The following is a 20067-nucleotide window of genomic DNA, read 5'->3' as shown; positions in this document are numbered from 1 at the left end:
GCTGTCCGGCTACATGTTCTGAATAACGGCGTTGCCAAATTCAGAACAGCTGACTTCTTCAGCATTCGGAATCATTCGGGCAAAGTCGTATGTAACGACTTTGCTCTGAATGGTTGTCTCTATTCCGTTTCGAATGAAACCCGCCGCTTCATTCCAGCCAATATGCTGTAACATCAGCTCTGCACACAAAAGCATCGAACAGGGGTTCATTTTGTCCTGTCCGGCGATGGTCTGTGCAGTACCGTGGGTCGGTTCAAAGATCGCCAGTTCATTGTTCAGGTTGGCTCCGGGTACAATGGCTGTACCTCCTACCTGTGCAGCCAGCGCGTCTGCAATAAAGTCGCCGTTCTGATTCATGGTGGCAATGACGTCGAACTGTTCCGGTTGCAGGAGAATGTACTGCAGCATGCTGTCAGCAATGGCGTCTTTGATAAGCAACGTATGTCCATTATTCTCGATGACCAGTTCCCGGCCATTGCTATGGGGCTGTGCTCCAAACTCTTCTCTGGCGAGTTCGAAGCCCCATTGTCTGAAAGCACCTTCAGTAAACTTCATGATATTGCCTTTGTGCACCAGCGTGACGGACTGACGTTGATGATCAAGGGCATACTGAATGGCGTGGCGAATCAGTCGCTTACAGCCTTGTTCGGAAATGGGTTTAATGCCCAGCGCGCACTGTTCGGTAAAGCGTATTCTGGAAACGCCCATGTCCTGCTGCAGAAATTCCATCAGCTGCTCTGATTGAGATGATCCTGCTTTCCACTCTATACCTGTGTAGATGTCTTCCGAGTTTTCCCGAAAGACGACCATATTTGTTTTTTCCGGGTGAGTGATAGGGGAAGGAACGCCCGTTACCCACTGTACAGGGCGCATATTGACAAACAAATCCATCTCTTGACGCAGGGCAATGTTCAGGGAACGGAATCCGCCTCCTAATGGGGTCGTCAGAGGGCCCTTTAATGCTACAACATGTTCTCGCAGAGCGTGCAGTGTTTCCTGGGGAAACCAGTCACCGTCGTAGAGTTCAGCGGCTTTTTCACCGTTGAAGACTTCCATCCAGGCAATCTTTCGTTGCCCTTGATAAGCTTTTTTTACAGCTGCATCGACCACTTTCAGAGTAACAGGGGTTATATCAGCACCAACGCCATCACCCTGAATAAATGTGATGATCGGATGGTTTGAAACCCGCAGGGACTGGTCGGGATTGATGGTAATCCTTTCAGCGTTGGCAGGAGGAGTAATGTGCTGGTAATACATATCGTGATGTCAGGGCAATGTCATTATTATCATTGCCCTGATTGTGCATGGGTTTGCCTTTCTGGTAAACGATTTTGAATTAAGTAGCCAGCTACTTACTGGTAGAAGTTCATATCCGGCTCACTGTGAGCTTCAGTGATACGTGTACCTGCCTCACCTGTGACGATTTTTTCCAGATCATACAGGCTACCAATGGCAGCATACTGCCCACCGGCACGCACAAAGTCAGCCGCCGCTTCAACCTTGGGTCCCATGGAACCGGCAGGCAAATCCAGTGTGCAGATCTGGTCTGGGCTGGCATGACTGATCTCCTTCTGGTCGGGTTGACCGAAGTTAATGCTGACAGAATCAACGTCGGTCATGATGATTAAAGCGTCGGCCTGCATCTGTTTGGCCATAATTGCGGCAGTCAGATCTTTGTCCACAACGGCTTCTACACCGTCAATGGTGCCATCGGGTTGCCGACAAACGGGTACCCCGCCTCCGCCTGAACAGATAACCAGCGCGCCAGCATCTGCCAGCTGTCGTACAGTATTGCCTTCAACAATTTTTTCAGGTTTCGGTGATGGTACAACACGACGATAGTAATCACCGTCAGCTTTCACGTGCCAGTTTTTCTCGGCAGCCAGCTTTAATGCGTCTTCTTTGCTGTAGACGGGACCAACGAATTTAGTGGGGTTTTCAAAAGCCGGATCATTAATGTCAACCAGAGTTTCAGTCACCATAGTGACAATGGGCATTTTCGGGCGCTGGTTGCGAATTTCCATATTCAGCATATAGCCGATCATGCCCGCTGTTTCGGCACCAAGAACATCCAGAGGGTAGGGGGAAACCGCTTCATAGGCCGCATTTTGCAATGCCAGCAGGCCAACCTGTGGGCCGTTACCATGGGTCAGGATTATTTGATGATCGTCGGATATTTGGGCGATGACTTTGGCGGCCTGACGAATATTTTCTCTCTGAATGTGGGCTTCAAGAGGTTGACCGCGTTGCAGCAGGGCGTTTCCGCCAAGGGCAATGACAATTTTCATAACTATACCTGTTGTGATACCACCGACCATGAGTGGAGGGTGTGTAAGAAGTCATTTGTCCTTGCCTGATAACGATTGTAATTAAAATTGCTAGCAAAAGTAAATAATTATGATATTGTTCATCTAAATTACTGGTGTTATATATCAGTGATTTAGATTAATAGTCGATTGGTGATTAAACAGTGTCGTATAGGCTTTTATGTACTGTAAACTATAACAAATTGTCTTTTTTAGACTTAAGTGCTGTAGCAAGACTATGAAAACATTTAAAGCTCTCGAGGTAGAGAGAATATCGGACGCTATTTATAAAGCTATTATTGAACAACGCCTGAAGGCAGGAACCCGACTGGTGGAAACCCGCCTTGCAGATATTTTTTCTGCAAACCGCAACCATGTCAGGGCAGCCATTGAGCATCTCAGTCTGCGCAAAGTGGTGACGGTTGAAACGAATAAAGGTGCTTACGTTGCCAACCCCGGCCCTGAAGAGTGTAAAGAGATTTTTCTCGCCCGGCGCGTTGTGGAGTGTGGAATGATCTCAGATGCGGCCAAACAATGTACCCGACAGGATTTTCAACGCCTGCAAGACATACTGGATCGGGAGAGGCAGGCAGAAACAGGTAAAAGTCGCCAGGGACTGGTGAAAGAGTCGGGTGAATTCCATCTGGAGCTGGCTCGAATTCATGGCAACAGACGGCTCTATGAAATTCTTGAAGATTTGGTAGCCAGTAGCTCTCTGGTGTCAGGTCTTTATGAAAAGAATGATGATTTCTCAGACACTATCAATGAGCACGATATTATTTTTAATGCGATCAGGAAGAAAGAATACGACAGTCTGCCTGCATTGATGGCTGGGCACCTGTCTTCCATTGAAAGAAAACTTTTATTGCGTTATCAGGAGCAGGAGTCGCCTGATCTTGAATCTATTTTTGCCTGAATCGATCTTTGTTTGAATAAGCGCCACCATCAGTCTTGCTTGAAGACGACTGGTGGTGCCTTACCTCTCCTGTAGTCATTCCTTTATAGATGCCTTTTTTCTTACTCTGAACCTGTACGACATCCTCTGTCTTTCCAGACAAAAATCATGCCGTTTTGTGTATCTCTGATAACTATTGACAAGGGTCAATAAATTATTAGCAGTCAGTAGTAATATTGCTAGCAATTTAGAGAGAAGAATAAGAATTCAGCGAGTTACACATTTAGAAAAATAGACCCGGCTACTGTCCTTGCCCTGGAATCCGGGTCACTCGATAAGAAAACTACTGCACTCTATGGAGGCACTCTGAATGAGCTTTCCAGATCTGAAAACGCGCTCAGTCGTAAAACCCGGTGAATACGCCGTCATTCCACCGGAAGGCAGAGTCATCAACGTCATCCCCGGACTTGAAAATTGTCAGCTGTCTATTATCGGTTCACCAAAGATTGGTTGCAGCTTTGTCTGGTATACAGGCACTGTCGCCAGTGATGGTTACACCTCCAAACCTTTTGCCTCTGAAGAAGGTATTGAAAGCTTTATTTGGGTGATGGACGGAGACGGTGAACTGGAAGTTCGCGTGGGTGAGGAGTCGGTGACTCTTGGGCAGGGGGGGTTTGCCTATGCACCCGATAATGAAGCCCTGGAATTTAAGAACACCGGACGGGATGATGTTCGTGTGATTCTGTACAAGCAGCGTTACATTCCGGCAGAAGGCAAGCAGCCTTACGCTGTTTTTGGCAACACCAATGATATCCCTGAAGTGAATTATATGGGACTGGAACAGGTTTTCCTGAAAGACCTGCTGCCCATCGATACGCATTTCGATATGAACTTCCATATTCTGAGTTTTGCGCCTGGTGGCTGCCATCCATTTATCGAAACCCATGTACAGGAGCACGGAGCCTACCTGTTGGAAGGGGAAGGTATTTATCTGTTGGGTAATGACTGGGTACAAACCATGAAAGAAGACTTTATCTGGTTTGGTCCGTTCACTCAGCAGGCCTGTTATGGCACGGGTAATGGTCGCTTTACCTATATCTATTCCAAGGATTGCCACAGAGATGTGGAAATCTGAATCACTCTGAAAACGGTGTTAACTGGGATAAGGCTTTCTGTTGTTAGCCAGAGTGATGGTAATAACGACAGAAGCCATATAAAACGCTTTTAATAAGAGCAGGATAATAAAATGGCTATCACTTCTAAATTCAAAGCTAAAGATATTCGTGAGCATCTTGAAGCTACTGGTATGAAAGGCCGTAATATCACTTTTCTGGACGATTTCAGTAAAGAGCAGATCACCCCCTGTGTCAGCATAGTTGTCACCTCTTCTGATTTTTAAAAATCTCACAGGGGGCGGTCAGTGAGCAATCAATGGCCAGCTATTCAGAAGAGTTGAAGCAATCCGTCATTCAGAAGATGATGCCACCTAATAATACGCCTGTATCGCAGTTGGTTCGTGAAACAGGTATCTCTAACTGGACTCTATACAGTTGGCGAAAAAAAGCGTTATCGCAAGGAGTGCCCGTGCCTGGCAACGGTAAAAATCCAGACCTATGGACACCTGAAAATCAGTTAGCCCGAATATTTCATAAAAGGAGGCAAGTTCCGCCCAATCACTTGATATAATTGGGTCGACCAAAAGAAAGCTTCGGAAGAAGCAAACCGGAACTTGCCATGCCCAAATCTACACAAGAACAGCTTCGTTTTCATCCCTCAAATGGAAAAACCATCCGGGCAGACTTCAATGGTGGGGAGTTATCTTCTGACTTTGGCACTCTGCTGCTACGGGAAACCATTCTGCAGAGCGGTCTTATCTGCAAAATGACTGATGCCATCAATGACAGACGCCATCAATCCTATATCGACCACTCCCTGAAAGAACTTCTGGTTCAGCGGGTTCTGCAAATGGCCTGCGGCTATGAAGATGCCAACGACAGTAACCGTTTGCGTAAAGACCCTATGTTCAAACTGGCCACTGGTCGCAATCCGTTGGACAGCGATAACCATCTCGCATCAGCGCCCACTTTTACCCGGCTGGGACAATCTATGACCCGCTCCGACATTTACAGGATGGCTGAAGCATTTGTGCATCACTTTATCAGCAGTTACAAGCTGCCACCTCCGGTGATCGTTATCGATCTTGATCATACACCGGCCATTACTCATGGTGGCCAGCAGATGAACCTGTTTAATGCCAAATATCAGGACTACTGCTACTTGCCCCTGATGATTTTTGAGGGACTCAGCGGCAAGCTGATTACGGCGATTCTTCGTCCGGGGAAAACCCCAACGGGCAAGGAAAATGCAGCCATTCTCGAACGGGTCATTCGGCTGCTTCGGAAAAAGTGGCCGAAAACCCATCTACTGGTTCGGGGAGACAGCCACTTCGCTCAACCGGAGTTAATGTGGGTGGTTCAGAATGCCCCTCATTCGGATTATGTCCTGGGCAAAGGTGCAGGCCACAAAACGGCTTTGCGGCCAAAAGCCAAAGAGTTGTTGGATGAAGCGCGTCAAGCTCTGAAGGTCAAGACTGAGCTGGCAAGACTGAACAACATGCCAGAACCTGATCGGCTCAGACTTTACGGGGAAGCAGAATACCAGGCCAAGAGCTGGAAAGGTCTCGATACCCGGATAATTTACAAGGCGGAGGTCAACCAAAAAGGCGACAACCCTCGTTTCATTGTGACGTCGATGAAGGAAGCTTCTCCAGAGGTAATTTATGAAGAGCTTTACTGTCCAAGAGGACAGGATGAGAACTTCATCAAACATCTGAAAAGTGATCTGTCCGGCGACAGATTGTCCGATCAGGGCTTTTTGGCTAACCATTTGAGAATGTTTTATGCCTGTGCCGCTTATGTTTTGCACTATGAGTTAAGAACCAAGACTTTGAAAGGTACGGAGCTGGAAAAAGCGCAGCCATCAACGGTGATCATGAAGCTCTGTAAAGTTGCAGTCAAAGTGGTTGAATATAAAGACCGAATTAAACTTCATCTGCCGCGTAGCTGCCATTCAAGAGGCTTTTGCAGCATGTGACAGAAGTCTTTTACCAGATGCCGATACTTCGACCGGGGTAGCAACTTTCATAAGACTCAATCAAGGTACATAGCAACCAGATGAAAGAGCCTTGGGGCTTTCCGTTATCCTGAAATAGCAGGATTCGTTGATTAGCGTCTAATCTGTAAGCAAGTATGGGCTGCAATGTCTTTCACATGGTTAACAGAGCAACAGGCTTGCGGAAAAGTCCAAAATTAAGAGGATGGGATGGTAGTTGCTGCTTGTTTATGAAATATCCGGGATAGGAGTACTTGTTAGAAAAACTAATGTGCTTGTGGCGTCACCATGAATTTTCGATGGGGGAAAGACATGCCGAAATTAGCTGCCAATTTGTCGATGCTATTTACTGAAACAGATTTTCTTGATCGCTTTGAAGCGGCTGCCAAAGCGGGTTTCAAAGGGGTTGAGTATCTGTTTCCTTATGATTACCCGGTTGACGTTATTGCTGAAAAATTGAAACAAAACGACCTTGAACAGGTGTTGTTTAACTTACCGGCAGGTGATTGGGCGAGTGGTGATCGGGGTATAGCCTGCAATTCTGCCAGAATGGAAGAGTTCGGAGCCGGTGTTGATCAGGCAATTGCCTATGCCAGGGTGCTGGGTAATACCCAGATCAACTGCCTGACCGGAATTGTGCCTGAGGGTGTGCCTGCTGCAGAGGCGGAAGCCACCGTGGTGAGCAACCTGAAGTACGCTGCTGACAAACTCGAAGAAGCTGGTATCAGGCTGATTATTGAAGCGATTAATACCCGTGATATTCCCGGCTTTTTCCTGACCAGTACGGCTCAGGCTTTAAAAATTAAAGAACAGGTTGGAAGCGATAATTTATTGCTGCAATACGACATTTACCATATGCAAATTATGGAAGGTGATATTGCTACTACCTGTGAACAACATCTTGATGTGATTCAGCATGTTCAGCTGGCCGACAACCCCGGACGACACGAACCGGGTACCGGAGAAATTAATTACCACTTCATGCTCAGCCATCTGGATCGCATTGGTTACAAAGGCAGGGTCGGCTGTGAGTACAAGCCAGCAACGACAACGGAAGAAGGCCTGGGTTGGTTAAAAACCTATAACCAGATCTGATCAAAACATAAGAGCAGAATAAATCAGAGAGTAATAAGATGAAAAAAGTAGGATTTATCGGCACCGGTATCATGGGCAAGCCTATGGCAAAAAACCTTCAGGCCGCCGGTTATGACCTGTACTTTACCGAACACTTTGAGCCTGCACCTGAAGAACTGCTGGGTGATCAGGGACACGCTCTGCCCAATCCGATTGATGTGGTAGAAGTGTGTGATATTACCATCATCATGGTGCCTGATACGCCTCATGTGGCTGACGTGTTAAAGCGTGAAAAAGGTGTACTGGATGGTGTCAGGGAAGGCAAGATTATTGTCGATATGAGCTCTATTTCGCCTATTGAAACCAAGCAGTTTGCGGCAATGGTTGGAGCAAAGGGTGGTTTGTATCTGGATGCGCCGGTATCCGGTGGTGAAGTAGGGGCGATTGCTGGCTCACTGTCCATTATGGTGGGCGGTGCTCAGGAAGCTTTTGATGAAGTGAAGCCCTTGTTTGAGGTTATGGGGCAGAATATTACCCTGGTAGGTGGTAATGGTGATGGTCAGACCTGCAAAGTCGCTAACCAGATCATTGTTGCTCTGAATATTGAAGCGGTTTCCGAAGCTCTGTTGTTTGCCTCTAAAGCCGGTGCTGATCCCGCTAAAATTCGTGAAGCTTTAATGGGTGGTTTTGCATCGTCCAAGATTCTGGAAGTCCATGGTGAACGGATGGTGAAAGGCACCTTTGATCCTGGCTTCAGAATTGCTTTGCATCAGAAAGATTTGAACCTGGCATTGACCGGTGCCAGAGCATTGCAGCTGAATTTGCCTAATACTGCAATGGCACAGGAATTATTTAACACCTGTTCTGCTCTGGGTGGTGAGGCCTGGGATCACTCGGCGATGATCCGGGCACTGGAGCATATGAGCAACCACTGTATTCGTGAAGAATAATATTGGGCTGAAAGGTGTGTTAAAGAAGCCGGTTGTCCGGCTTCTTTTGTTTTGAGATGTTGATGGTTTTTTACCAAGTGTTGAATGCTTTTGGTAAAGAGTCATAAACCAGCCGCAGGGAAAAGGATAATTATGAAAATAGTCATTGCCCCCGATTCCTTTAAAGAGTGCCTGAGTGCCATTGATGTAGCCACTGCCATAGAAACAGGAATGCGTCGTGTATTGCCTGCTGCCGAGTTTGTTAAAGTGCCCGTTGCAGACGGCGGTGAAGGGACATTGCAATCGTTAGTGGATGGTACCGGAGGACAGTTTTATTCCCGCACCGTTACAGGGCCTTTGGGTGAACCCGTAGAAGCCCGTTTTGGTATTCTGGGTGATGGTAAAACTGCGGTGATTGAAATGGCAGAAGCGTCAGGTCTGGAGCTGGTTTTGCCTCATCTTCGTAATCCGCTATTGACGACCAGCTATGGCACGGGCGAGTTGATCAGGGAAGCGTTAAACCTTAATGTCAGCCGGATTATTGTAGCGATTGGCGGCAGCGCCACCAACGACGGTGGTGCCGGAATGATGTCTGCACTAGGTGTTCGGTTCTTGAACGACACTGGAGAATTGCTGCCTGCCGGAGGTGCGGCTCTGGCTGACCTTGCCTCGATTGATTGCAGCGCTATGGATTCTCGACTATCTAAAGTGCGCTTTACTGCCGCCTGCGATGTGAATAACCCGCTCACGGGCAAAACCGGAGCTTCTGCCGTGTTTGGTCCCCAAAAAGGTGCAACCCCCGCCATGGTGGTGCAACTGGATAAAGCACTGATGAATTATGCTGAAGTCATTCAGCATTGTCTTGATGTGGATATCGAGCATGTTGCCGGAGCCGGTGCGGCTGGTGGTATGGGGGCAGCGCTGTTGACGTTTCTGGAAGCGGATCTGAAGCCGGGTATTAACATTGTGCTTGAAACGGTTGGCTTAAAAAGCGTGCTGACAGGCGCAGACCTTTTAATAACCGGGGAAGGGCGTCTGGATAGTCAGACAGCACATGGTAAAACACCGGTTGGTGTTGCCCGTGTTGCCCGGTCATTGGGAGTACCGGTGATTGCACTGGCGGGCAGTGTAGGTCAGGGCAGCGAAGTGGTGTATGAACATGGGATTAATGCTGTCTTCCCTGTCGTTCACGGGGCTGTGACTCTGACGGAAGCACTGGAGTCGGGAAAGGACAACCTTGAACGAACCGCTGAAAATATTGCGAGGCTTCTGATTCTTCCGGGATTTGATCACTGAATGAATGATTCAATTGGCAGCTGATAAAAGGATGATGGGCCGCCAATTCAGCTTATAACCGTCTATTGCTATTGAAAGATCGCCCTGATCTTTCAATACACAGAATCATTAAGGCTCGTGCTTAATAACCATGCTGACCTGCAGTGTCCACGCTATATTGTCGTGGATAAGCAGGAAGCCTCAAAAGGCCACGCCCTCCTTTGGCAGACTTCCTTCCGGGCTTATCACTTTAAAACGATGAACGATTTTATCCTGAACGCCTGAGACTCAGTGTTCGCAGGTGTTACATCTTACGATAACTGAATGAAGGACTGTCACTGGAAGGTGTATGCAGAAGCCTTTAACGAAGTAATACCTGTTCAGCTCTCAGCCGGAAGCCAGTCATTTAACAGATGACTTTGGTTAAGGGCAGGCACAAGAAGCTGACACTGGTATAAGGAGAGTATCCGGTGAATGTTGAAACTTGGCTGTCTTATGTCGGGGCGGCTTTTATCGTCTGTATGATTCCCGGCCCTACCATTCTGATGGTGATGGCGCAGGCTTTGAATCATGGCCCCCGATCGGTAATACCTCTGATTCTTGGCACAGGCTCGGGCAATATTCTGGCTATGTCGTTATCGTTTATCGGGCTGGGTGCGCTGATGTCGGTATCGGCTGTGATGTTTGGTCCTTTTAAATGGCTGGGTGCTTTTTATCTGGTCTATCTGGGTTTTCGTTATTGGCACGCACCGGCAGATTCTTTCAGGCTTAAATCAGGGGTGATGGATGCCAGACTGGTTTTCAGGGATTCGTTTATTGTCACGGCGCTGAACCCGAAGAGCATTGTTTTTTTGTTATGCTGGTGCCGATTTTTATTGATGAAACCAGTCCGCTGCTACTGCAGATGTTGATTATGTCGCTCAGCTTTATTGTGGTTTCGACATTCACGGTTTTAATTTATGGTCTGTTCTCAGGTTATATTCATGACAAACTGAATTCGCCTTCTACCCGCAAATGGTTCAACCGAACCGGTGGAAGTTTGCTGGTCGGTGCCGGAGCCCTGACGGCAATGTTACAGAGATGAAAATGCTACAAAGATGAGCAGTGCCGAAGAAAACTGACAAATGCCGTCTTTTTGGACGGCATTTGTCGATTCTGGTTGAAGTGTTTCAGGCATAAGCCCGGTTGAGACGGGCTTCAGCCCATTTTTGAAACCAGGTGCAGAGCACAACAACCAGCCAGTAAACCAGGGCAACGGTCAAATAACTTTCAAAGAATCGAAAGCTGCTGGATGCTTCCATCTGCGCTCTTGCCATGATTTCCACCACACCCAGAGTAAAAGCCAGCGAAGTGCTTTTTAAAAGGTCAATGGTATTGTTCATCAAGCCGGGAAAAGCCACTCTGGCTGCCTGGGGCAGAATGATTCGACGCATTGCCTGCATACGACTCATGCCGACGCTCAGTGCTGCTTCCATTTGTCCGTGGTGTATACCGATGATGGCAGCGCGCATGCTTTCAGCCATGTAAGCGGAAAAGTGCAATCCCAGTCCTATGATCACGGCGATAATGGCGGGCATACCACGCATGGCAGGAAACACCTGAGGTAAGCCGTAGTAAAAAATAAACAGCTGAACCAGTAGCGGTGAGCCCCGAAAGAAAGAGATATAAAGGTCTGCCAGATAATGCAGGTAAAAGGGCCGCGTCACTTTAATCAGTGCCAGTACCAGCCCCATACTCAACGAAAGAGCCAGTCCGCCCAGAGTCATCCACAGTGTTGCATCAAGGCTGGAAGTCACCGTTGGCAACAGGCCAACGGTGTAATCAAAATCGATCATGTTATTTTCAACCAGCGGGTGATGTGGTCACGTCAGCTCCGAGCCATTTGCCGGAGAGTTCTGCCAGTGTTCCGTCTTCACGCATGCTGTCAAGAACACGGTTAACCTGATTACGTAAGGCGATACCTTGCTCATCGCGAACAAAAGGCATAGCGCTTTCCATGACTTTCACCGGCTCGCCTGCCAGCTTTAATGGCAAACCGGATTTCTCAATCAGGGCAAGAACACTGATGCGATCCATAACAAATGCGTCAGACCGACCCATGGCGACATCCTGCTCAATGCCGGAATCGTAGGTCACAATATTGATTTTCCGATCAGGGTCAGACTCTCTCAACACCTGTTCAAAGTTTGAACCCAGGTTAACAGCGACCCGTTTACCAGCCAGATCGCTAACGGATTGAATGTCAGAGTTATCGCTATGAACGGTTATTTGAACACCGTCGTAAACATAGGGTTGTGAAAATTCGTATCGTTCGGCTCTTGCTTCGGTCAGTGTTATCTGGTTCGAGATTGTGTTCAGCTGGCCGGCTTCCAGCATGCCGAACAAACCGGAAAAGGGCGCCGTAACAAACTCAATGCTGGCATCCAGGCGCTCTCCAATCTCATTCCAGAGATCGACTTCAAACCCTTGTAGAACACCGTTTTCCATGTAAGTGAAGGGGTAGTATGTTCCGGACATGCCTACTTTAACGAGGGTATCGGTTGTAGTGGTATCAGTTTGTGCTGAAGGTTCACCAGAACAACCGGCCAGAGTGATTCCTGCTGTTACCAGTGAAGCCGTAAGAAGCTTTTTGAGTGTTGAAATGGGCACGTACATCTCCTTTTTCGCTAGCGCCTCGTTATTGTTTGGCAGATGTTTTGTTAAGTAAAAACAACTATCTGTCTGGCGCAAGTACGGAGCCTACCAGTCTTTTTCATATAACTGAAATGGATATTGTAAATATTTTTATAATAATTAGGTATTTAGTCAGTGCTGGTCTAAGCATTGGTTTTATTTTGAGCAGCGATGCGTTTGAAAAATGATAGTGACAACTATTGACTTAAAGCTAGGTTGAAGTATTAAGGTGCAAATCAGATTCTGGTCAGGCTTTGCCTGTCTTTTGGTTAGTGCCGTTGGATAATGTGAAATAATGAGTAATATTCTTGTACTTAACAGCAGCGTTCGTTTTGAGAACTCCAACTCCCGACAGTTGACCCGGGTATTGCTTGAAAAATTAAACGCGGGTGATCAGCCGGTAAAGCATCGTGACCTGGTGAAACAGCCCATACCTCATTTTGATCATTCTGCGTTTTCCGGTTTCAGTGGTGATGACTCGCAGGCCAGTCAGCAGGCTCGTGCATTGTCTGATGAACTGATAAGGGAAGTAAAAGACAGTGACATTATTATCATTGGTGCACCGGTGTATAATTTTTCAATTCCAACCACTCTGAAAGCATGGATTGATTACATTGCCCGTGTCGGAGTGACATTTAATTACACCGAAAAGGGGCCTGTAGGTCACCTGAAGAACAAAAAAGTGTATATCGTTCTGGCTCGTGGTGGTGGCAGTGTTGAGCATATTGAAATGCAGCTGAGCCAGACACTGGGCATGTTGGGTATGAACGATATTACTTATATTCATGCTGCTAATCTTGATACACCCGAACGTGAAGCGGGACTGAATGATGTATTCACACAGATTGATGCAGTTTGTCATTAACTCATGATATGGCTAAGGCGTTGATACACGGGAGGCTGTTTGTAACCTAACCTTTCCTAATTCAACCCTATTTATACAAGCCGGTAATGGTTGGTAAGTGCCATTGATTGCCATAAATGTGCTCAATATACTCGCATCATTTCTTGATATTTCAGAAGCCCATGTGAATCCTTAGCATGACACAGCACATGGGTTTTAATAATGCGTTTATTATTGGGCCGATTATGAGCCGTAAAATTTCTAGTAAGCTTCGTAACAGTTTTTTAGTCGCTGCGGTTACAAGTGTTGTTTTGTCTGGTTGCGTTCTGAAGAACAGTAATGAGGCTGCTACTCAAGAAGAGTTACCACCACAATGGCAGCAAAGTCAGGATAACCTTAACAGACTGACGACACCGACCAGCTATGACTACATTCATGAACTGGATGATGAAACACTGTATGCGGCCTATGAATCGATTCTGGCAAACAGTCAATGTCCGGCGGTTGAAGATGAACAACTGGCTGCACGAAATGAGCAGTTCTTTGAACAGTATCAGTCGGACTTTATGCAGGGTGTGTTTTCAATCAATAACATTGCCCGCGAGTTGAACCGAATTCAGATTAATCTCCTCATGGAAGATGCCCGTGTGCGTGCCAGTGGTGACTCGGAACTGCTAACTCAGGCACAGCGTGATGTGATTAATACCTACCAGACCCGGGATGATGGCATGACGGTTCATCCGGACGATATTAATCCGGATCTGTTGAAAGAAGTGCAGACTGCATTCCCTCATCATCCAGTTGCTCGTATCGATTTTGGCGAGGTTGATCTGGAAGATCGTTTCCGCGTGCTGGAACTGTTCTGGGAAGTGGATGAAGCGTTCGAAATTCGTCTTGGCGTAGACTGTAGCCAATTGAATAGTCAGGTTGGCCGTGTGTTGGATGCCTTGGAAAGCCGAAGTTAATTCTGATGTTATACGGTTAAACGGCAGTTTGTATGCTGCCATTTAACCTTTATCAATCCCTGACTTTAATCCCGCATTTTTCTAAATATTCCAAGCCTGATTGCTGACTGAATTGTGTGTCAATCAGCTGAAACGGATCAGGCGTAATTAGCCTGCGCAAAATCCCAGTTCACCAGTGCCCAGAATGCCTTCAGGTAGTCAGGACGAACATTGCGGTAATCAATGTAATAAGCATGTTCCCACAGGTCGCAGGTCAGCAGTGGCTTCTGGTCGGTTGTCAGTGGTGTGGCAGCATTGCTGGTATTAACGATTTCAACAGAACCGTCTGCATTTTTCACCAGCCAGGTCCAGGAGGAGCCAAAGTTGTTAACGGCCATGTCAGAGAATTTGGCAACAAACTCATCAAAAGAACCAAAGGCTTTGTTGATGGCTTCAGCCAGTTCACCGGCTGGCTGACCACCGCCATTAGGGCTCAGGCAGTTCCAATAGAAAGTGTGGTTCCAGATTTGCGCAGCATTGTTAAAGATACCACCCTCAGAAGTCTTGATGATGTCTTCAAGGGTTTTACTTTCCAGTTCGGTACCTTCAACCAGGCCATTGAGTTTCACAACATAGGTGTTGTGGTGCTTGCCATAGTGATAGTCCAGAGTTTCTTCAGAGATATGAGGAACCAGGGCATCGCGAGCGTATGGCAGTGCAGGCAATTCAAAAGCCATGTTAATCTCTCCACGTGGTGTTTGTATGAATAAGAATCAATCTTTGATCTAGTGTTTCGCAGTGGCGATATTATCATTAGTATTCTTACGAATCTATATAGGTAGTTTGTTGTTTTAACAAGAAAAGCATTTCATTCCACAATACTGAAAACATTGTTTATTTTGAGCTGGGTCTCTTGGGACTGAAGAACCTTTCTTCTAAAATGGCGTGATTGATTCTGGATGGATAACCCATGAGAGATGATGACAAGAAAATAAAGGCCGTTCCTGACTTATCCATTTCGGCAGATGAGCGCCCCGAGCGCCGTCAGTCAAAAGGAACTGCCAGAAAGATAAAAGAAGCGGAAGTGCCTGAGCCCGTCAAGAAACCAGGCAATGGACTGTCCTGGCTGTTACTGGCGATGGTAGTTGCCATAGGTGGTTTGGGGACATGGCAGTTTGTAGAGATGCAAAAGGCACTGGAAGAAACCCGGACCCAGCTGCAAAATGCGAAAGATAACCTGAGCCAGGTGACCGGTGAGGTGTCGGCCACGGGGGAAAACCTGAACCAGAGTGATTCTTCCATTCGTTCCGAGTTAAAAGTGGTGAATTCTGAAATACGTAAGTTATGGGATGTGTCCAACAAGCGTAATCGTCAGTGGATTCTGATTAACAAGGATAATGTGGTCAAGGCCACTAAAAAAGCAGAGGCCGCCGCCGCTGAAGCAGACAAAGCGAACAAGGCTATTGCGGGCCTGAACAAGGAAGTCAGGGACGCCAGTCAGAGCCTGAAAGCCATTAGCACCGAACAGGTGGCTGCCCAGTCCGAAGTAACGATTAATCTTCAGGCTATGCGGAAGGAAATGGAAGCATTGCAATCAGAGCTGGCCAGGCAGAAAAAGCTGAATGTCGAATTGCAGCAGCGCATAGCCGATCAGTCTGATGCGGTTAAGTCCATGGATAACTTCCGTCAGCAGGTGAATCGTCAGATTCTTCAGCTTGAGGGAACGGTGCGTGAATTTACCCAGCCACCGGAGCAGGGACTTGGGCTTGAGTAATACTCATAAGCCTCGGTGTGAATTGCTGCAGATGTTGACTCTGGCGGGTTTCTGACACTTCACCACAGAACTTTTGTTTGTAAGGTTTGGGCCGTTGCGGGTAAAAGGTCTATCTAAGATTAAAATACGATAATAAGGATAGATGTAGGTAAGTAATGTCCAGAGTATATCGTTCAGTCATGAGGTTTCTGCCTGTCATGCTTCCGGTGTTGCTGACCGGATGCTCCTGGTTGAACTGGTTTGATGCCGGGAGTTCTGCCAGTCACTCGCAAGACACCGGGGCTGAATTCACACAAGGCTGGGAATACAGTCGGCAGTGGCAGGTTTCAGGCTTGCCTGAATCTATTTCTCCGTTACTTGAAAGCCCTGTAATGGTGACGGGGCAGTGCCAGATGTCACCGGGAATGTTGAAGACTTTGGCAGACCCCGGTCAGAAAGGCCTGTTATTACCATTACTGAAAGTCGATAAACAGTACACACTGGCTCCGGATGTTGAAGCCAGTGTGCCTCTTTATAAAACCCTCGATAAGCATCTGGCACTGGAATCTGCCGGAAGCAGCCTGGAATTCTTTCAGACGTTGCTGGGCAGTGTTGAACATGCCTGTCCAAAAAATCCGACCAGAGAAATAGATGGCTGTGTCTTGAAAGGTTGGTTGAATGTGGGAGGGCTTTTCAGCAGTGACAACCTTTATGACTGGGGGCGGTTAAATCAATGGGCCAAATCTCATGGTTCTGTAGGGTACCTTCTGATGCCCAATGCTCAGCTGTTTAACAGTCCGGCAATGCTCCACACCCGTTATTCCCGGCATGGTCGAATGCTGACCAAAGCTGGCGATAAGGATCGTATGAGAGCAGTGTCCCCTTATATTGGGGTTTTGCAGCTGGATTGGGTTTCGAACGACTTTGTTAAGAATAAAGCGTTCAAGCGCAGAGGCTTCTGTCGCCTGATCTGGAACGGAAACCAGAAAACCTTTTCCATTCCTGAGAAGCAGGAAATACAGGAAGCATTGATGCCGGAATTCAGGCAATTCATCAGACAGGCTCTGAAACACCTGCCGATAGATCGTTAATGATCTGATTCTTATGGTGCGTTGACATGGATGTCGATCCCCCTTTCAGACCCGATGATCCGTTTCTCCCGGCCCCTCATGTTGACGGGCCGGGCGTTGTTCGTTATGGACCCTATTCTTTCAGCCCCGATCCCCTGATTCCCGGGCGGCAGTTTGAAGTGCCCGCTACCCCTTTGGTTCACCGGCGCAGAATGCAACCACCCCAGAGGCTGGGGGCAGAACTGGAAGTTATGATGAGTGAATTGATGGATGGCGCTGAGTTCCTGATTAATTGTAAGGGGAGAATCAGGGATAAAGAGGATATCGAGCAGGTATTGCATAGGACGACGCATCTTTTGCAGATTATTCCTGATCTGGGTTCACGTCTCCATGCTTATTCTGTACAACTGGCAACCGGGCATGCGCCTGCACTTGAATCTGACTGGAGCGGGGTGGGTAAAGTTGGTGTCGAAGGTGCTCTTGCTCGTTTTCAAGGTGCAGTGACCCAAGTCAATCAGGCTATGAGTGGTTTGAATGTACCAGTACAAGAACTTAACCGCTTGTTACAAGTTGTTTTTGATGAAGGCAGGGAAGTTCTGGCAAGTTCCAGGCAGCTGCTGACCGCTGTGAATGAAGCATGTCAACTGGGTTCCCGACCTCTGACTTCTCGAGACATTACCGCTGCAGCCAATCGCCTGGACCCTGATATCGCTCGTGAGAGAGTCCGCAGGCGAGTCGCCGGGGAGAACCGGTTTATACAAAGTCTGTTGAATGCATCACAGCTGATACATTGCTGTGGTCAGGGATTGGGCTGGTTATGTCATGGTGCCTATCAGGCCGGGTGCTATGGCGTGGGCAAGTTGGAAACACTGCTTAATTATATCTATGAGTCTCTGGCTGGAAGAGATGAAATGCACGAGGTGATTGAGGAGGGTACAGAAAGACCGTCTGATGTCATCGATCCTTTGTTTGAAGGCTCTAGAATATACCATCGTCCGGAAAGTATTGGTTTGAAGCCATTACTGGATAACAGACCGCAAGCTTCTGCAATCAGGGAAAGTGTGCCACAGCAGGGATCTGACAACCCGGACATAGCGCCGCATCACCTTCTTCGGCGACGGAACTTCAACTGGCCCAAGGGACCGCTCAAACGGTTCTGTGAGGCTGCCCAGGAGTCGGCAATAGGTTGTGCAGCACCGGTTTCAACGCAGAACCCGCTTAAACTCAACCAGAGCCAGCTGTTGAAGGGCAAGATTATTTCTTTATTCTCCCAGCCCAACGCTGACCTGACCGGATGGATTGGCAGTGAGTTCTCTGATCTTGAAACTCTGCATGCTTTTGAGCTTTATCATTTGCAGGATTTGCTGACCATGCTGAGCGAAGAGCATTTTCAGCAGTTTCAGATGGCCATTAAGGCACAGAAAGAGAGGCTTCTTAACAGGGCGGCACACGACGCAATCAAGGAATCAAAATCATTTGAAAACCTGTTTGCAGGAAAGATCAAACCCGATGAATATGACCCCTGGCAGGGTATTGATCTGGACAGTTACATTGCCAAAGTCGAACAACAGTTGCTTGACGAGGCTCATCGCATTGAGTCGTCTTTGCATCACTCCAGGAAACGCTACCGGCTGTCTGAAGGACGGGATTTGCAGGCTCATATTTTAATGCGGCAGCTTGAAATACGTCAGGAAGAAATTTTAAGAAACGCAACAAAGGATGAAATAGGCAGATCACTGTTATTTTACGCAGGCGACCAGCTGGATGCTGATAGTGTTGCGTTTCAGGCCGGTATGATAGGGAAGCGGCTGATGAGCCTTTATCTCGAGATGGAACCAGATCAGGCTTTGCCACCTCTGGATCGGGAACTTTCCTTTCATTCCGATACATTGGATCAGCTATATCGTCAGTTGTATAAGCTTGAGCAGATGGGCTGTATTGATTCGAGAACCCCGGCGTTTGCAAGCATCGAACAGGCCATGGAAACACTCAGCATGACCGGGAAAGGTATGTTGGAAATGTACGAGGGCGTTGTTCACCGTGATACGCATGCTTGTCGAAAGAGAATGCTAGAGATTGTTGAGGCGGAGTTAGGTCAGGTTGCGTGTCAGGAAGGATTTGATCCCAGACAGGTTGATCAGCTCAGGGAAGTGCATCTTTGGTTAAAAGGCCCACGTAACCATGGTTTTTGGCCATATCTTCACTCAGCAATCAATGCTGCAGGCCCCTGGATGAAAAAGCTGCTTTACAGAGAAGTAGGTACTGTAAAGGCTCGGGCAATGGCGCAATCCATTGAGTTAAAACAGGCTTTGGGACTAGGGTATTCAGCCTTCCGGTGCTTGAAGGACAGTGAAATTATGGTGGCTCTTGGTGATGTGTTTCGTCAGTGGAAAACGTCAAATCCTGCTTATTTTCAATATCTGACCCAGCACTACCCCGAGCTTCAGCCACATAAAATAGCAACGATGGACAGGATGTCTTTAAGAGAAAGAGTGCGGTCGGTAATTGAGAGTGAACAGAAAAACTGCGAACGGGGAGAGTTGAATCATAAAATGCCCGAAGCCTGCTTATCCGCACTGTTTTTTGATCTGATTAAAACATGTCATGGAAAAGGCTTTAGGCATCAGGTTGAGCTTGAAAATCTGGATGAAGAATACCGGATGCCTTTAATCCGCCTTCATTTGAACATGCTTTGCCAGCAAGTCAAGGCAGACGGGCAGCCTCAATTTCCGTTCTTGCAGGCATTAAGGCAGGTTGATAGGCGAGTTGCAGATAGCCTGAACATGGATAGCCTTTGCAGTTTTGCCATAAGTGCCCTCGACAGGACGAGCCTGTCCCAAGACAATTACCGGGAACTGGCGATACTGTATTCACAGTTAGTGGATGACCTCCACCGCCGAAATAGTGACGAAGAGGTGATGGTCATTGATGGCTTATATAGCGATCGCTAATTCCAAACAAGCCTGTTATTTAAAATCCATCTCTAGGGTTGAAAAACACGGCTTTATCCCTTGCTAGCCTCAATAGTTAGAGAACAAGCTATCTCGCTCATTACGCAGTCTTTTTATGAGTATTAGCTATTGCAGTAGGCACTGCTTATTGCAGAGGTTGATCTTACCCATCAGTTGTACCTTTCCGCTATCAAGATAGAAGTGCTTATTCTTGTTTTCTGCTTTTAGAGGTTAACAAGGCG

20 protein-coding genes and 1 pseudogene are annotated in these 20067 nt (G+C 47.4%); 16 read left to right on the top strand and 5 right to left on the bottom strand.

What is annotated here, in order from left to right:
- Nucleotides 1–9 precede the first annotated feature (9 nt).
- Nucleotides 10–1257: an NADP-dependent isocitrate dehydrogenase gene (icd, locus tag EZMO1_RS17310; RefSeq protein ID WP_034876779.1), complete on the bottom strand. Its 1248-nt coding sequence runs from the start codon at nucleotides 1255–1257 to the stop codon at nucleotides 10–12.
- Nucleotides 1258–1352: 95 nt separating this feature from the next.
- Nucleotides 1353–2288 carry a carbamate kinase gene (arcC, locus tag EZMO1_RS17305; RefSeq protein WP_034877522.1) on the bottom strand — a complete coding sequence of 312 codons (936 nt, stop codon included), beginning with the start codon at nucleotides 2286–2288 and terminating at the stop codon, nucleotides 1353–1355.
- A gap of 256 nt (nucleotides 2289–2544) precedes the next feature.
- Between arcC and EZMO1_RS17300 the strand changes: the two genes are divergently transcribed.
- The 11 genes and pseudogenes from EZMO1_RS17300 (at nucleotide 2545) to EZMO1_RS26940 (ending at nucleotide 10674) form a co-directional block, all read left to right on the top strand.
- Nucleotides 2545–3222 carry a GntR family transcriptional regulator gene (locus tag EZMO1_RS17300; RefSeq protein WP_034876781.1) on the top strand — a complete coding sequence of 226 codons (678 nt, stop codon included), beginning with the start codon at nucleotides 2545–2547 and terminating at the stop codon, nucleotides 3220–3222.
- Nucleotides 3223–3571: 349 nt separating this feature from the next.
- A complete protein-coding gene (gene allE / locus EZMO1_RS17295; RefSeq protein WP_034876783.1) occupies nucleotides 3572–4336 on the top strand; it encodes a (S)-ureidoglycine aminohydrolase in 765 nt (254 codons plus the stop codon).
- 111 nt (nucleotides 4337–4447) lie between these two features.
- On the top strand, nucleotides 4448–4600 hold the full coding sequence (locus tag EZMO1_RS26945) for a hypothetical protein (protein ID WP_160174078.1): 153 nt from the start codon (nucleotides 4448–4450) through the stop codon (nucleotides 4598–4600).
- A 32-nt stretch (nucleotides 4601–4632) separates the two neighbouring features.
- The gene (locus tag EZMO1_RS28255; RefSeq protein WP_051790073.1) at nucleotides 4633–4887 is read left to right on the top strand and encodes a transposase; all 255 of its coding nucleotides are present in this window, start codon (nucleotides 4633–4635) and stop codon (nucleotides 4885–4887) included.
- A gap of 48 nt (nucleotides 4888–4935) precedes the next feature.
- A pseudogene (locus EZMO1_RS17285) lies at nucleotides 4936–6335 on the top strand (IS1380 family transposase).
- Nucleotides 6336–6624: 289 nt separating this feature from the next.
- A complete protein-coding gene (hyi, locus tag EZMO1_RS17280) occupies nucleotides 6625–7407 on the top strand; it encodes a hydroxypyruvate isomerase (protein ID WP_034877527.1) in 783 nt (260 codons plus the stop codon).
- Between the two features lie 38 nt (nucleotides 7408–7445).
- Complete coding sequence (locus EZMO1_RS17275; RefSeq protein WP_034876785.1) at nucleotides 7446–8336, top strand: 2-hydroxy-3-oxopropionate reductase; 891 nt, start codon at nucleotides 7446–7448, stop codon at nucleotides 8334–8336.
- 132 nt (nucleotides 8337–8468) lie between these two features.
- Nucleotides 8469–9611: a glycerate kinase gene (locus EZMO1_RS17270; protein ID WP_034876788.1), complete on the top strand. Its 1143-nt coding sequence runs from the start codon at nucleotides 8469–8471 to the stop codon at nucleotides 9609–9611.
- Between the two features lie 117 nt (nucleotides 9612–9728).
- The gene (locus EZMO1_RS27405; RefSeq protein WP_222842134.1) at nucleotides 9729–9875 is read left to right on the top strand and encodes a hypothetical protein; all 147 of its coding nucleotides are present in this window, start codon (nucleotides 9729–9731) and stop codon (nucleotides 9873–9875) included.
- A gap of 185 nt (nucleotides 9876–10060) precedes the next feature.
- Nucleotides 10061–10501 (top strand): LysE family translocator, encoded by a 441-nt coding sequence (locus EZMO1_RS17265; RefSeq protein WP_051790075.1) that lies wholly within the window; start codon nucleotides 10061–10063, stop codon nucleotides 10499–10501.
- Complete coding sequence (locus EZMO1_RS26940) at nucleotides 10495–10674, top strand: hypothetical protein (RefSeq protein WP_222842133.1); 180 nt, start codon at nucleotides 10495–10497, stop codon at nucleotides 10672–10674. Before EZMO1_RS17265 ends, EZMO1_RS26940 begins: the two co-directional genes overlap by 7 nt.
- 85 nt (nucleotides 10675–10759) lie before the next feature.
- On the opposite strand, the gene EZMO1_RS17260 is transcribed toward EZMO1_RS26940, so the two are convergent.
- Together EZMO1_RS17260 and EZMO1_RS17255 are read right to left on the bottom strand one after the other, a co-directional pair.
- Nucleotides 10760–11425: an amino acid ABC transporter permease gene (locus EZMO1_RS17260; protein ID WP_034876800.1), complete on the bottom strand. Its 666-nt coding sequence runs from the start codon at nucleotides 11423–11425 to the stop codon at nucleotides 10760–10762.
- A 7-nt stretch (nucleotides 11426–11432) separates the two neighbouring features.
- Nucleotides 11433–12239, bottom strand: coding sequence for an amino acid ABC transporter substrate-binding protein (locus tag EZMO1_RS17255; protein WP_201772206.1), 807 nt, complete (start codon nucleotides 12237–12239; stop codon nucleotides 11433–11435).
- Nucleotides 12240–12558: 319 nt separating this feature from the next.
- Between EZMO1_RS17255 and EZMO1_RS17250 the strand changes: the two genes are divergently transcribed.
- Together EZMO1_RS17250 and EZMO1_RS17245 are read left to right on the top strand one after the other, a co-directional pair.
- The gene (locus EZMO1_RS17250; protein ID WP_034876802.1) at nucleotides 12559–13128 is read left to right on the top strand and encodes an FMN-dependent NADH-azoreductase; all 570 of its coding nucleotides are present in this window, start codon (nucleotides 12559–12561) and stop codon (nucleotides 13126–13128) included.
- Between the two features lie 224 nt (nucleotides 13129–13352).
- Nucleotides 13353–14072, top strand: a complete 720-nt coding sequence (locus EZMO1_RS17245) for a hypothetical protein (RefSeq protein WP_222842132.1) — start codon at nucleotides 13353–13355, stop codon at nucleotides 14070–14072.
- Between the two features lie 137 nt (nucleotides 14073–14209).
- On the opposite strand, the gene sodB is transcribed toward EZMO1_RS17245, so the two are convergent.
- Nucleotides 14210–14788 carry a superoxide dismutase [Fe] gene (gene sodB, locus EZMO1_RS17240; RefSeq protein ID WP_034876807.1) on the bottom strand — a complete coding sequence of 193 codons (579 nt, stop codon included), beginning with the start codon at nucleotides 14786–14788 and terminating at the stop codon, nucleotides 14210–14212.
- Nucleotides 14789–15021: 233 nt separating this feature from the next.
- On the opposite strand from sodB, the gene EZMO1_RS17235 reads away from it, so the two are divergent.
- The 3 genes from EZMO1_RS17235 (at nucleotide 15022) to EZMO1_RS17225 (ending at nucleotide 19825) form a co-directional block, all read left to right on the top strand.
- Entirely contained in the window at nucleotides 15022–15825 is an 804-nt protein-coding gene (locus EZMO1_RS17235) for a coiled-coil domain-containing protein (RefSeq protein ID WP_034876810.1), read from the top strand.
- 155 nt (nucleotides 15826–15980) lie between these two features.
- On the top strand, nucleotides 15981–16895 hold the full coding sequence (locus EZMO1_RS17230) for a hypothetical protein (protein WP_061509604.1): 915 nt from the start codon (nucleotides 15981–15983) through the stop codon (nucleotides 16893–16895).
- 26 nt (nucleotides 16896–16921) lie between these two features.
- Complete coding sequence (locus EZMO1_RS17225) at nucleotides 16922–19825, top strand: hypothetical protein (protein WP_034876814.1); 2904 nt, start codon at nucleotides 16922–16924, stop codon at nucleotides 19823–19825.
- Nucleotides 19826–20067: the final 242 nt, after the last annotated feature.

The organism is Endozoicomonas montiporae CL-33 (assembly GCF_001583435.1).
Taxonomy (GTDB): domain Bacteria; phylum Pseudomonadota; class Gammaproteobacteria; order Pseudomonadales; family Endozoicomonadaceae; genus Endozoicomonas_A; species Endozoicomonas_A montiporae.
Note: the sequence above shows the minus strand (reverse complement) of the source record. Positions and strands in the feature narration are given on the sequence as shown.

Coding starts and splice junctions, on each gene's coding strand:
- EZMO1_RS17225 (WP_034876814.1), top strand. CDS start 16,922: ATGGATGTCGATCCCCCTTTCAGACCCGATGATCCGTTTCTCCCGGCC.
- EZMO1_RS17235 (WP_034876810.1), top strand. CDS start 15,022: ATGAGAGATGATGACAAGAAAATAAAGGCCGTTCCTGACTTATCCATT.
- EZMO1_RS26940 (WP_222842133.1), top strand. CDS start 10,495: ATGTTGATTATGTCGCTCAGCTTTATTGTGGTTTCGACATTCACGGTT.
- allE (WP_034876783.1), top strand. CDS start 3,572: ATGAGCTTTCCAGATCTGAAAACGCGCTCAGTCGTAAAACCCGGTGAA.
- EZMO1_RS26945 (WP_160174078.1), top strand. CDS start 4,448: ATGGCTATCACTTCTAAATTCAAAGCTAAAGATATTCGTGAGCATCTT.
- EZMO1_RS17300 (WP_034876781.1), top strand. CDS start 2,545: ATGAAAACATTTAAAGCTCTCGAGGTAGAGAGAATATCGGACGCTATT.
- EZMO1_RS28255 (WP_051790073.1), top strand. CDS start 4,633: ATGGCCAGCTATTCAGAAGAGTTGAAGCAATCCGTCATTCAGAAGATG.
- EZMO1_RS17245 (WP_222842132.1), top strand. CDS start 13,353: ATGAGCCGTAAAATTTCTAGTAAGCTTCGTAACAGTTTTTTAGTCGCT.
- EZMO1_RS17250 (WP_034876802.1), top strand. CDS start 12,559: ATGAGTAATATTCTTGTACTTAACAGCAGCGTTCGTTTTGAGAACTCC.
- EZMO1_RS17230 (WP_061509604.1), top strand. CDS start 15,981: ATGTCCAGAGTATATCGTTCAGTCATGAGGTTTCTGCCTGTCATGCTT.
- EZMO1_RS17270 (WP_034876788.1), top strand. CDS start 8,469: ATGAAAATAGTCATTGCCCCCGATTCCTTTAAAGAGTGCCTGAGTGCC.
- arcC (WP_034877522.1), bottom strand. CDS start 2,288: ATGAAAATTGTCATTGCCCTTGGCGGAAACGCCCTGCTGCAACGCGGT.
- EZMO1_RS17260 (WP_034876800.1), bottom strand. CDS start 11,425: ATGATCGATTTTGATTACACCGTTGGCCTGTTGCCAACGGTGACTTCC.
- EZMO1_RS17275 (WP_034876785.1), top strand. CDS start 7,446: ATGAAAAAAGTAGGATTTATCGGCACCGGTATCATGGGCAAGCCTATG.
- hyi (WP_034877527.1), top strand. CDS start 6,625: ATGCCGAAATTAGCTGCCAATTTGTCGATGCTATTTACTGAAACAGAT.
- sodB (WP_034876807.1), bottom strand. CDS start 14,788: ATGGCTTTTGAATTGCCTGCACTGCCATACGCTCGCGATGCCCTGGTT.
- icd (WP_034876779.1), bottom strand. CDS start 1,257: ATGTATTACCAGCACATTACTCCTCCTGCCAACGCTGAAAGGATTACC.